Source organism: Shewanella sp. A22 (assembly GCF_053850585.1).
The window spans coordinates 16,696-29,016 of the sequence record NZ_JBSQBN010000055.1; the positions used below are offsets into that span (position 1 = coordinate 16,696).

The following is a 12,321-nucleotide window of genomic DNA, read 5'->3' on the forward strand; positions in this document are numbered from 1 at the left end:
GCTTTTTTGTTTAAGATATATGCGTAAGATCAAAAAATCACCATTGTGATGTCTCACCATGGTTAAAACTAAGTTGAAGCGTAGACCAATTCGATTTATCCTAAGTACAGATAGAATAAAATTACAAAACTGAAAGTTACATACCAATAAGTCGATTGTTTTTGTTGTTTAAAGGGCTTTATTGGTATTGGCTTTTAACTTTTATTTAAATTTTTTAATTTACTGACACAGTACGAGGATATTATGGCTAACATTATTAAAGTGATTGGTCGCGAGATTATGGATTCGCGTGGCAACCCAACCGTTGAAGCTGAAGTGCATTTGGAAGGCGGTTTTATCGGTATGGCAGCGGCACCATCTGGTGCATCAACGGGTAGTCGCGAAGCATTAGAACTTCGTGATGGAGACAAAGCTCGTTACTTAGGTAAAGGTGTACTTAAAGCTGTTGCCGCTGTAAATGGCCCAATTGCAGCAGCACTAAAAGGTAAAGATGCATTAGATCAAGCTGCACTTGACCAAATAATGATTGACTTAGATGGAACAGAAAATAAAGCTAAATTTGGCGCCAACGCTATTCTTGCCGTGTCTCTTGCTGCAGCTAAAGCTGCCGCAGCAGCTAAGCACGTACCTTTATATGCACACATTGCTGACTTAAACGGTACGCCTGGTGTTTATTCTATGCCTCTTCCTATGATGAACATTATCAATGGTGGTGAGCACGCTGATAATAGTGTAGATATTCAAGAATTCATGATTCAACCCGTTGGCGCACCAAACTTCCGTGAAGCGTTGCGTATGGGGGCAGAAGTATTCCATAGCCTCGCTAAAGTATTGAAAGCTGAAGGTCATTCAACTGCAGTTGGTGATGAAGGCGGTTTTGCTCCTAACCTTGAGTCGAATGCAGCTGCACTTGCGGCGATTAAAGTCGCCGTTGCAAACGCTGGTTACGAACTGGGTAAAGATATTACCCTAGCACTTGACTGTGCAGCGTCTGAATTCTACGACAAAGAAAACAACATTTATAACCTTAAAGGTGAAGGTAAAAAATTCACTTCTGAAGAGTTTAACTACTTTTTAGCCGATCTAGTTGACCAATATCCAATCGTATCGATTGAAGATGGTTTAGATGAATCGGATTGGGATGGTTTTGCGCACCAAACTAAATTATTAGGTGACAAAATTCAATTAGTCGGTGACGATTTATTTGTGACCAATACTAAAATCCTTAAGCGTGGTATCGACAACGGTATTGCTAACTCTATTTTGATTAAATTCAACCAAATCGGTACATTAACTGAAACGTTGGCAGCAATCAAAATGGCAAAAGATGCTGGTTTTACCGCGGTTATTTCACATCGTAGTGGTGAAACTGAAGATTCAACTATTGCAGATCTTGCCGTTGGTACGGCTGCAGGTCAAATCAAAACGGGTTCATTGAGTCGTAGTGACCGTGTTGCGAAGTACAACCAATTATTGCGTATCGAAGAAGCATTAGGTGCAAAAGCTCCTTTTAACGGTCTTAAAGAAGTGAAAGGCCAAGGATAATATTTTGCTTAAGCTTAAAAAAGGCCACCACTAGGTGGCCTTTTTTGTTGTACTATAACGGACATATTTTCACGGCTTGGCTTTAACATAACTTGATATTATGAAACGACTAATATTTTTACTGATTTGTTTATTGTCACTTTTACAGTATCGACTTTGGCTGGGCGATAACAATTTGTCAGAATATGTCGTTCTTCAAGGTCAAATTAAAGCCCAAGAGCAAAGCAATGACAAACTTGTGGCTCGAAATCAAATCCTTAGAGAAGAAATTATTGATTTAAAAAGTGGTACGGAAGCCATTGAAGAGCGTGCCCGCAACGAGCTGGGTATGGTTAAAGAGGGTGAGACGTTTTATCGAGTGGTTGGTAGTGAGCTTCGAGAACTGAGCCAATTTAATCGTTAGTCTTGTTATTGCGTTGGTATATCCTTAATCATTAATTTTCAATCTTGGTAATGCTTATATGCTAAAAGATCCTCGTTCTATTATTGCGATTGTACCTGCAGCAGGTGTTGGCAGTCGTATGGGGGCTGATAGGCCTAAGCAATATTTAATGCTGGGGCAACAAAGTATTCTCGCCCACACATTGGATACATTATTATCGCATTCTGAAATAGACCAAGTCGTTGTCGCTCTTCATCCAGAAGATGAACACTTCAGTCAGTTACCACAATCTTCACATCCTAAGTTAACCCAAGTTATTGGTGGCGGTGAACGCGCTGATTCAGTTTTAGCTGCATTAAACCATGCCCAAAGCTTATATCCTGATGCGTGGGCCTTGGTTCATGATGCGGCGAGACCTTGTGTAACCCATAAAGATATTACTCTATTGATTGAGTCGGTTAATATTTACCCTCAAGGTGCCATTCTTGCCGCTCCCGTTCGTGACACGATGAAACGTAGTGATGCCAAAGGGAATATTGTTAGTACAGTTGATCGAGCATTGTTATGGCATGCGTTAACACCACAATTTTTCCCTGTGGCAAATTTACGTAAGCACTTATCTGCCGCACTCGCAGCTCAAGCATCGATTACTGATGAAGCAAGCGCAATGGAGTGGGCAGGGGTTATGCCTGGGTTGGTTAGCGGCCGAATAGACAACATCAAAGTGACCCATCCTGATGATTTACAATTAGCCGCGCTATTTATGTCGCAGCAATACATTGAAGAAAATACAGCGATTGTCAATGTCACCTCATAGTAAGTTAACGTAAGGTTTTTTTATGAATATTCGTATCGGTCATGGTTTTGATGTACATAAGTTTGGTGGTGATGAACCGCTGGTTTTAGGCGGTGTCATCATACCTTATGAGAGCGGATTAATTGCCCATTCGGATGGCGATGTTGTATTGCATGCTATCAGTGATGCAATATTAGGTGCTATGGCATTAGGTGATATTGGTAAGCACTTCCCCGATACCGATGCTAATTTTGCTGGTGCCGATAGCAGAGTGTTATTAAAACACTGTTATCAACTAGCACAACAAAAGCAATTTATATTAGGTAATTTAGATGTCACGATTATTGCTCAAGCCCCTAAAATGGCACCTCATATTCAAGCCATACGTCAGTGCTTAAGTGCCGATTTGCAAACTGATATCGATAATATCAATGTTAAGGCTACCACGACTGAAAAACTCGGTTTTACAGGTCGTAAAGAAGGTATTGCTGTTGAAGCTGTTGTGTTGATGAAAAGCCAATAACCTACAAAATATAGAGAATTCGTTACATGAAAGCATTACATTATCTATTTGAACAGCCCGTAAGCCAAGCTGATTTACGTACCTATAATAGCGACTTTATTGTGAAAGAGATTTTGCCTTTTACGCCGACAGGCGAAGGTGAACATCATATGCTTCATGTGCGTAAAGATGGTATGAACACGGTCTATGTTGCTGAAATGTTAGCTAAGTTTGCAAAAGTACACCCTAAAGAAGTGACCTATGCTGGCCAAAAAGATAAAAATGCCATCACAGAGCAATGGTTTGGTGTGCGGATCCCCGGTAAAGAAACCCCTAAATGGGACGAATTAAATAATGAAAAACTGACCATTTTATCAAGTAGTCGTCACAGTAAAAAGTTACGGATCGGAGCTTTATTAGGCAATCGATTTATACTGACTCTACGCAATATTAGTGACGTAAAGGATGTAGAAGCTCGTTTACAAAATATTGCTGCATTGGGTGTGCCTAATTACTTTGGTGAACAACGTTTTGGACACGACGGTAAAAACTTAACGTTAGGACGTCAAATGCTTAGCGGTGGACGTAATGTAAAAGATCGCAATAAACGCAGCATGTATTTATCAGCCGTGCGTTCTAATGTATTTAATCAGGTGGTTTCATATCGTTTAGCCACTCAGCACACTCGAACCTTAGCAGGTGATTGTGTCATGTTAGCGGGTAGCAAAAGCTATTTTACGGCAAATGTTTGGGATGACGTTCTTAATACTCGTTTAGCAGAAAAAGATATTCAACTTTCTGCCCCCTTGTGGGGAAGGGGAACGCCATTGGCTCAAGATGAAGCACTCGCTGTGGAGTTGGCTCCCTTGACTGACTTGTCTACTGACTTGCAAGGACTCGAAGAAGCTGGTTTATCACAAGAGCGACGGCCGTTATTGCTTGAGCCTCAAGGACTAAAATGGCAATTTGACGCAGATACTCTCACACTTGAATTTGTTCTACCTGCAGGGAGTTATGCTACATCGGTACTTCGCGAACTGGCAAAGTACCAAGATGTCCAAGAATCACAGCGAAAAATGCTGGTTGTGGAACAACAAAAACAGACAAATGAAGAGTCTTAAGCGATGATTAATATTTTAGTCAGTAATGACGATGGCGTCGATGCACTAGGGATCATTGCATTGAGCAACGCCTTGAGTGAGTTTGCGCAAGTGCTAACTGTTGGTCCTGATCGTAATTGTTCGGGAGCAAGTAACTCATTAACCTTGACTAACCCATTAAGAATTAATAACTTAAAGAACGGTTATATTTCGGTAAGCGGTACTCCTACTGATTGTGTTCATCTTGCAATAAGAGAATTGTGTCAAACGGAGCCCGATATCGTGGTATCTGGTATTAATGCTGGTGCGAATATGGGCGATGACACCTTATATTCAGGAACTGTGGCTGCAGCAATGGAAGGGCGTTTTTTAGGTTTACCAGCTATTGCCGTGTCACTGGTAGGCAAATCATTAAATCATTATGATACAGCCGCTGTCTTTGCTGCCAAAATTGTAAAAGGATTATTGGACCACCCAATTAGTCGAGATCAAATTTTAAATGTAAATGTTCCCGACTTGCCCGTAGCGCAAATTAAAGGCATTAAAGTAACCCGTTTAGGAGCTCGGCATAAAGCCGAAGGGATGATTAAAACCCAAGATCCTGCGGGTAAAGATATTTATTGGCTCGGGCCAGTAGGCAGTGAGCAAGATGCGGGTGACGGGACTGATTTTGACGCTGTATCAGCGGGTTATGTTTCAATAACACCATTAACTGTTGACTTAACGGCATACAATCAACTTGATGAATTAGCCGATTGGATAATAAAAATATGACACGGGTTGCTTTAACATCTGCACATAACTTGGCGAAGAAATTGTCCGATGCAGGGATCCAACATGCTGAGGTGTTGCATGCGGTGGCAACAATACCTAGGGAGTTATTCCTCGATGGTGCATTAGCGCATAAGGCGTATGAAAATACGGCATTACCTATTGGCCAAGGGCAGACAATTTCACAACCTTATATTGTGGCGAGAATGACTGAACTGCTTTTACAGCATAAGCCGCATAAAGTGCTAGAAATTGGTACAGGTTCTGGTTACCAAGCTGCTATTTTGGCATCGTTAATTCCTCAGTTATGCACCATTGAGCGTATAAAAGCATTACAAATACAAGCACGTCAGAGACTTAAACGTCTAGATTTGCACAATGTGTCATTTAAATATGGTGACGGTTGGCAAGGGTGGCCAAATCGTGGGCCGTTTGATGGCATTATGGTTACAGCTGCTGCAGCAACGGTACCCCAAGCATTACTCGAACAACTGGCTGACCGCGGAGTATTAATTATCCCAGTGGGTGAAGATACTCAACAGTTACTTAAAATTACGCGTGTAGGACAGACATTTCAGTCAGAAATTGTAGAGGCGGTTAAATTTGTTCCTCTTATTAATGGGGGGCTAGCATAGTTAACACGATAACGATGAGCCTAGGTAAAGTCTGTAACAAGTTTGTTTAGCTTAGCAATCATATATTTTCCCTTTAAGGACCTTGTTTGATGAATACTGGTTGGCCAAACTTTTGCGTATTAGCCATTATGCTCTCAGGATGTAGCTTTCAAGCTGATCACCCTGCGCCAGTTGATAGTTTATCGTCGAAAAATTATGGTCCTCGTTATCATAAGGGGTCATTAAAAAGCGACAAATACAAAGTGAAAAAGGGAGACACATTGTATTCTATTGCTTGGGGCGCGGGTCGAAATTTTGTAGATATAGCTCATTTAAATCATTTATCGTCGCCTTATATTATTTATCCAGGACAGATACTTAAGTTAGCTGCAACAAAAAAGCGATCATCATCCCTCGCTCGAACGCCTAAAGAAAATGTTAATTTTGCACAAACTCAGGCCATTTCAAAACCATTTATCTCGAAACAGAACACCTCAAAGTCAAAATTAATTAAGCCAAAGTCAAGCGCTACGGCAGTTTCAACATCAACGAAAAAAATACTTGATCACAAAGTCAAGCCTGCGTATTCTGTAACAACTACCCAACATAGTGTTAACCAAAATTTAAACAGCGCCATTACAAACTTGCCACAGCAAGTTCAGCAATGGCACTGGCCAGTTAGAGGTCGGATAATTAAATATTTTTCGGCATCTGAACAAGGCAATCAAGGGATTAAGATTACTGGTAATCGCGGCGATATTATTAAAGCTGCAGCAGATGGAAGAGTCGTGTATGCAGGTAATGCGTTACGAGGTTATGGCAACTTAGTGATTATCAAACACAATGATGATTTTTTAAGTGCTTATGCTCATACCGACAAGATTATGGTTAAAGAAAAGCAATATGTTAATGCTGGACAGACAGTTGCAACAATGGGCAGTACAGGGGCTAGCCAAGTGATGCTTCATTTTGAAGTTCGTTACCATGGTAAGTCTGTCAACCCATTACGATATCTACCTAAACAGTAATAGTTTAGCAACATTAAAAGCGGAGGATAAGCAAGTGAAGTAGATTACATACCACAAAATTTAGGTTTGGGAGAGCAATTATGAGCCGCAAAAATAGTACTGCTTCAGCAGAACATCTTGTCGATCTAGCTAAACAACCACAAGAGGTAGCCGCCAAAAATGGCGATTTAGTACAGCAACTCGAAATAGAAGAAAAAGTTCAAGACGATTTACAAAAAAATCTTGATGCCACTCAGTTATATTTAGGTGAAATTGGTTTTTCTCCACTGCTTACCGCAGAAGAAGAAGTCTTTTTTTCACGTAAAGCCCTCAAAGGTTGCGAAAAATCTCGTAATCGCATGATAGAAAGCAATTTACGTCTCGTCGTTAAAATATCTAGAAGATACAATAATCGTGGTTTAGCGTTGCTCGATCTTATTGAAGAAGGCAATTTGGGTTTGATTAGGGCTGTCGAAAAATTTGATCCAGAACGCGGCTTCCGCTTTTCAACCTATGCTACTTGGTGGATTAGACAGACCATTGAACGTGCCATTATGAATCAAACACGTACGATTCGTCTTCCTATCCATGTGGTAAAAGAATTAAATGTCTATTTACGCACCGCAAGGCAATTAGCCCAAAAGCTTGATCACGAACCGACAGCTGAAGAAATAGCTGAGAAACTTGATGTATCTACTGGTGATGTTAGCCGAATGCTCAAACTTAATGAAAGAATCACATCTGTAGATTCGCCATTAGGGGGAGATAATGAAAAGGCATTACTCGATGTCATTGCCGCTGATGATTCAGTCGGCCCAGATCATCGTGTACAAAATGAAGATTTATCTAATTCAATTGTTGGTTGGTTAAATGAGTTAAACACTAAGCAACGCGAAGTATTAGCCAGAAGGTTTGGCTTGTTAGGATATGAGCCTTCAACTTTAGAAAATGTTGGCGCTGAAATTGGCTTAACTCGAGAACGTGTTCGCCAAATTCAAGTTGAAGCATTAAAGCGCTTAAAAGATTTACTCGGTTCACAGGGGTTATCGGTAGAGGCACTTTTTAGGGATTGAATTTTTTTTAACCGCCTCGACTTGCTAAATAATATAGGACACATGGAGTGTCCTTTTTTGTGCGACAAATTCATAACGTGATGTATTTATTTTAGTAAGCTTTTGAGCTCATACAATAAATCCAGTGCCTGTTTAGGTGTAAAATCATCAGGATTGATTTGCTCAAGTTTGTCCATGGCCAGAGAGGGGCTTTCTGGTATAGGGGCTAATAAATTCATGCTGATCTGCTGTGGTGATTGTTCTGCTGATCCTATATCGCGGTTTTCAAGTTGATATAATTTATGTTTGGCCGCCTTTATCACTTGATTCGGCACACCTGCCAATGCAGCCACCTGCAATCCGTAACTTTTACTCGCCGCCCCATCTTGCACTGCATGCATAAAGGCAATCGTGTCATCATGTTCAATTGCGTCTAAGTGCACATTAACCACAGATGGTAACAATTCAGGGAGCTGAGTTAGTTCAAAGTAATGGGTGGCAAATAATGTCAATGCGCTTACATTTTTTGCCAAATATTCTGCGGCAGACCATGCGAGCGCTAAACCGTCATAGGTTGATGTACCTCGGCCAATTTCATCCATTAACACCAAGCTGTTTGCCGTTGCATTATGCAGAATATTGGCGGTTTCGGTCATTTCAACCATAAAGGTTGAACGTCCTGAGGCTAAATCATCAGATGCGCCAATACGGGTGAATATACGATCGATTTCACCAATTTGGGCCGAATCCGCTGGAACAAAGCAACCTATGTGTGCCATTAGCGTAATTAATGCCACTTGACGCATATAAGTTGATTTACCCCCCATATTGGGGCCTGTGACAATTAACATTTGACGTTGTGGAGATAACACTACTGGGTTGGCAATAAATGCTGTTTGGCTGACTCGTTCGACCACAGGGTGACGTCCAGCATCAATCTGCACACCAATATCATCTGTCATTTGTGGGCACTGGTAGTTGAAGGTTTCAGCTCGTTCGGCAAAGTTACTCAGCACATCTAATTCAGCGGCCGCGGTGGCAAATTGCTGCAATTCTTGCAGTTTAGGTAATAACAAGTCAAACAGCTGTTCCCAAAGTTGCTTTTCAAGTGCGAGTGCTTTTCCCTGGCTTGAAAGGACTTTTTCTTCATATTCTTTGAGTTCTGGGGTGATATAACGCTCGGTTCCTTTTAGCGTTTGACGACGTTGATAGCTCAACGGCACTCTATCGGACTGTAAACGGCTAACTTCAATATAATAACCATGAACTCGGTTATAACCCACTTTTAAGGTGTTAATTCCTGTTTGTTGTTTTTCTCGGGCCTCAAGCTCAACTAAATAATCACTGGCGCCTTCACTTAATTTGCGCCACTCGTCTAGTTCATTATTGTAACCCGTACGGATAACCCCCCCATCGCGAATTAACATCGGAGGGTTGTCTACAATGGCTCGTTCTAATAAGTTATGTTGCTCTGGAAATTCACCTAATAGCTGAACCAATCTGCTTAACCGAGGTTGCTGACATATTGATAATGTTTGCTGGATATCAGGTAAAAGTGTTAATGCCTGTTTTAAACGTGAGAAATCACGTGGTCTGGCGCTGCGTAATGCTAAACGTGCCATAATACGTTCTATGTCACCCAAGCTTTTTAGTTGGTCATGTAGCGTTTGATATAAGTCGAGTTCAATGAGCTCGTTAACTGCCTTATGACGATATTGAATTGTTTTGCGATCCCTTAACGGTTCATGGATCCAACGCTGTAACATACGGCTTCCCATTGGGGTTGCCGTATTGTCCAACACCCACGCTAAAGTGTTTTCATGCCCACCAGATAAATTTTGGGTGAGTTCTAAATTACGACGAGTTGCGGCATCTAGAATGATCGATTCAGACTGATTGAAACGCACAATCGAATTAATATGAGGCAAAGCCATTTTTTGGGTGTCTTTAACATACTGCATTAAGCAACCGGCAGCTTGTAACGCCAAACGAGCATCATCAATACCAAAGCCATGTAGATCTTTTGTACCAAATTGATTGAGTAATAAATTCACACAAGTATCGTAGTCAAACTCCCACTCTGGACGGCGGCGGGTACCCGACATATTATTGATTAATAACATATCAGTAAAATCTTCGCTATACAGCAATTCTGCGGGGTGAGTTCGTTGTAGTTCTGCCTCTAATGCTTCGCGACTTGGTAGCTCAGCAATAACAAAACGACCAGAAGAAATATCCAATGTAGCGTAGCCAAAGCCATGTTTGCCTTGATAAAGTGCCGCCAATAAGTTGTCTTGTCTCTCTTGAAGTAAAGCTTCATCTGTTAAGGTACCTGGCGTAACAATACGTACGACTTGACGTTCTACAGGCCCTTTTGATGTTGCAGGATCACCAATTTGTTCACAAATAGCGACAGATTGGCCTATTTGCACTAATTTGGCTAAATAGCCCTCAACCGCATGATAAGGAATGCCAGCCATGGGAATGGGGTCTCCACCACTTTTCCCGCGAGCGGTTAGTGATATTCCCAACAAATCAGAAGCACGTTTAGCATCTTCGTAAAACAATTCGTAAAAATCACCCATTCGATAAAACAAGAGCATATCTGCGTGGGCAGCTTTCAAGCGTAGATACTGACGCATCATCGGGGTGTGTTTTTCTAAATCGTTGGTATCAATTACTGTCATTATGAACACTTCACTGTTATCAATTTTGGGGCGTGGATCTTTATGGCGCTAATCTTAACAAGATTTACCTCGAGCGTATAAATAGATTCATATAAAAAATTCACTTGGGGTAAAATACTGATGTAAAAAGGCAAATATTAAAGGTTTGAAAAAAAATGCGATCAGCACTTGATACTGTATGACTATACAGTATACTGATGAACATATTGAAATGTACTTAATCATTTCACCTAAATGTAAATAGCATTTTACTAAATGTATTGAATGCCTTAAGAGGGTTTTATAATGAAAGTCGATCCAAATAAAGAGAAAGCGCTAGCCGCCGTTTTAAGCCAAATTGAAAAGCAGTTTGGTAAAGGTTCAATTATGAAATTGGGTGAAGATCGCACAATGGATGTTGAAACTATCTCTACAGGTTCGCTTTCATTGGACATCGCACTCGGTGCTGGTGGTTTACCAATGGGACGTATCGTTGAAATCTACGGCCCAGAATCATCAGGTAAAACGACGTTAACTCTTGAAGTTATCGCTGCAGCACAACGTGAAGGAAAGACCTGTGCATTTATTGATGCGGAACATGCTCTCGACCCTATTTATGCGAAAAAACTCGGTGTCGATATCGACAATCTACTTTGTTCACAGCCCGATACCGGTGAGCAAGCGTTAGAGATTTGCGATGCGTTAACTCGCTCTGGTGCTGTTGATGTCATCATTGTCGATTCCGTTGCAGCGTTAACACCAAAAGCTGAAATTGAAGGCGAGATCGGTGATTCACATATGGGGCTAGCAGCTCGAATGATGAGCCAAGCGATGCGTAAATTAGCTGGTAACCTTAAGCAATCAAATACTTTACTTATCTTTATTAACCAAATCCGGATGAAAATTGGTGTTATGTTTGGTAACCCAGAAACGACAACCGGTGGTAATGCACTTAAATTTTATGCTTCAGTGCGTTTGGATATTCGTCGTACTGGTGCAATTAAAGATGGCGATGAAGTTGTTGGTAACGAAACTCGCGTAAAAGTGGTTAAAAATAAAATTGCAGCACCATTTAAGCAAGCTGAATTCCAAATTCTTTATGGTCAAGGGATTAATCGAACTGGTGAACTCGTCGATTTAGGTGTTGCTCATAAGCTTGTTGATAAAGCGGGTGCTTGGTATAGCTACAAAGGTGAGAAAATTGGTCAAGGCCGCGCCAATGCTGGTAAGTTCTTAACTGAAAATCCTGCTATTGCCAATGAAATTGATACTACTTTACGTGCTATGTTATTGGCAACTCCTGGCGCATCAGGCTCAAGCACAGATTCTGATGAGAATATTGATCTTGAAACAGGGGAAGTTTTCTAAGTCAGCTAGTTGAATTAATCGCGGCAGCGTATCTTGCGTGCCGCGAATTTTCTAACCATAACCGTGAGTATCAATGCGCTAAGGATTAGTGTTAATAAATGACTTATACGCTTGATTAACTATCAGATAATTGCTTAATGGTAGTATCGACGTTGTTTATATTTTAACATTAATTTATGCACCTTCCGTATAAGCTAATCTAATTCTAACTCTTATTGAATCTGATCAATTTTAGATGTCGTTACAGTGCCGTGTACAATTGAAATAGCTGCTGGTGTCGTAAGCCAAGCTATACTAATGGCATTTGGGCCGTAATGGCGGTTGTGAAATAGCGAACTTTCTTTGTTAATCTTTTTGATATGAAGTAGCCACGCATTCAAAAGATAATCCTAAATAATACCAATTATGATTAAAATGTGATCTAATCAAAGTATCACCTCTTATTAATCTTTATGTATGACTTCTCTTACTGATAAAGAAATACTTAACCTCTCCAAACAAGAAAAAAATGCGAATAA

At 40.8% G+C, this 12,321-nt stretch carries 11 protein-coding genes; 10 read left to right on the forward strand and 1 reads right to left on the reverse strand.

Annotated elements, in window-relative coordinates; translation table 11 throughout:
- The first annotated feature begins 243 nt into the window (after positions 1-243).
- The 9 genes from eno (at position 244) to rpoS (ending at position 7,790) form a co-directional block, all read left to right on the forward strand.
- Positions 244-1,545, forward strand: coding sequence for a phosphopyruvate hydratase (gene eno / locus ACWXWT_RS11385; protein ID WP_456041701.1), 1,302 nt, complete (start codon positions 244-246; stop codon positions 1,543-1,545).
- 100 nt (positions 1,546-1,645) lie between these two features.
- Positions 1,646-1,948: a cell division protein FtsB gene (ftsB, locus tag ACWXWT_RS11390; RefSeq protein WP_456041702.1), complete on the forward strand. Its 303-nt coding sequence runs from the start codon at positions 1,646-1,648 to the stop codon at positions 1,946-1,948.
- Between the two features lie 58 nt (positions 1,949-2,006).
- A complete protein-coding gene (gene ispD, locus ACWXWT_RS11395; RefSeq protein WP_456041703.1) occupies positions 2,007-2,744 on the forward strand; it encodes a 2-C-methyl-D-erythritol 4-phosphate cytidylyltransferase in 738 nt (245 codons plus the stop codon).
- 22 nt (positions 2,745-2,766) lie between these two features.
- Positions 2,767-3,246: a 2-C-methyl-D-erythritol 2,4-cyclodiphosphate synthase gene (gene ispF / locus ACWXWT_RS11400; protein WP_456041704.1), complete on the forward strand. Its 480-nt coding sequence runs from the start codon at positions 2,767-2,769 to the stop codon at positions 3,244-3,246.
- Between the two features lie 26 nt (positions 3,247-3,272).
- A complete protein-coding gene (truD, locus tag ACWXWT_RS11405) occupies positions 3,273-4,346 on the forward strand; it encodes a tRNA pseudouridine(13) synthase TruD (RefSeq protein WP_456041705.1) in 1,074 nt (357 codons plus the stop codon).
- A gap of 3 nt (positions 4,347-4,349) precedes the next feature.
- The gene (gene surE / locus ACWXWT_RS11410; RefSeq protein ID WP_456041706.1) at positions 4,350-5,099 is read left to right on the forward strand and encodes a 5'/3'-nucleotidase SurE; all 750 of its coding nucleotides are present in this window, start codon (positions 4,350-4,352) and stop codon (positions 5,097-5,099) included.
- Positions 5,096-5,731: a protein-L-isoaspartate(D-aspartate) O-methyltransferase gene (locus ACWXWT_RS11415; RefSeq protein WP_456041707.1), complete on the forward strand. Its 636-nt coding sequence runs from the start codon at positions 5,096-5,098 to the stop codon at positions 5,729-5,731. Before surE ends, ACWXWT_RS11415 begins: the two co-directional genes overlap by 4 nt.
- An 86-nt stretch (positions 5,732-5,817) precedes the next feature.
- Positions 5,818-6,738: a peptidoglycan DD-metalloendopeptidase family protein gene (locus ACWXWT_RS11420; protein ID WP_456041708.1), complete on the forward strand. Its 921-nt coding sequence runs from the start codon at positions 5,818-5,820 to the stop codon at positions 6,736-6,738.
- 80 nt (positions 6,739-6,818) lie between these two features.
- Positions 6,819-7,790 carry an RNA polymerase sigma factor RpoS gene (rpoS, locus tag ACWXWT_RS11425; RefSeq protein WP_456041709.1) on the forward strand — a complete coding sequence of 324 codons (972 nt, stop codon included), beginning with the start codon at positions 6,819-6,821 and terminating at the stop codon, positions 7,788-7,790.
- An 86-nt stretch (positions 7,791-7,876) separates the two neighbouring features.
- On the opposite strand, the gene mutS is transcribed toward rpoS, so the two are convergent.
- The gene (gene mutS, locus ACWXWT_RS11430; RefSeq protein WP_456041710.1) at positions 7,877-10,456 is read right to left on the reverse strand and encodes a DNA mismatch repair protein MutS; all 2,580 of its coding nucleotides are present in this window, start codon (positions 10,454-10,456) and stop codon (positions 7,877-7,879) included.
- Between the two features lie 285 nt (positions 10,457-10,741).
- Between mutS and recA the strand changes: the two genes are divergently transcribed.
- A complete protein-coding gene (gene recA, locus ACWXWT_RS11435; protein ID WP_456041711.1) occupies positions 10,742-11,803 on the forward strand; it encodes a recombinase RecA in 1,062 nt (353 codons plus the stop codon).
- Positions 11,804-12,321: the final 518 nt, after the last annotated feature.

Coding starts and splice junctions, on each gene's coding strand:
- eno (WP_456041701.1), top strand. CDS start 244: ATGGCTAACATTATTAAAGTGATTGGTCGCGAGATTATGGATTCGCGT.
- ftsB (WP_456041702.1), top strand. CDS start 1,646: ATGAAACGACTAATATTTTTACTGATTTGTTTATTGTCACTTTTACAG.
- ispD (WP_456041703.1), top strand. CDS start 2,007: ATGCTAAAAGATCCTCGTTCTATTATTGCGATTGTACCTGCAGCAGGT.
- ispF (WP_456041704.1), top strand. CDS start 2,767: ATGAATATTCGTATCGGTCATGGTTTTGATGTACATAAGTTTGGTGGT.
- truD (WP_456041705.1), top strand. CDS start 3,273: ATGAAAGCATTACATTATCTATTTGAACAGCCCGTAAGCCAAGCTGAT.
- surE (WP_456041706.1), top strand. CDS start 4,350: ATGATTAATATTTTAGTCAGTAATGACGATGGCGTCGATGCACTAGGG.
- ACWXWT_RS11415 (WP_456041707.1), top strand. CDS start 5,096: ATGACACGGGTTGCTTTAACATCTGCACATAACTTGGCGAAGAAATTG.
- rpoS (WP_456041709.1), top strand. CDS start 6,819: ATGAGCCGCAAAAATAGTACTGCTTCAGCAGAACATCTTGTCGATCTA.
- mutS (WP_456041710.1), bottom strand. CDS start 10,456: ATGACAGTAATTGATACCAACGATTTAGAAAAACACACCCCGATGATG.
- recA (WP_456041711.1), top strand. CDS start 10,742: ATGAAAGTCGATCCAAATAAAGAGAAAGCGCTAGCCGCCGTTTTAAGC.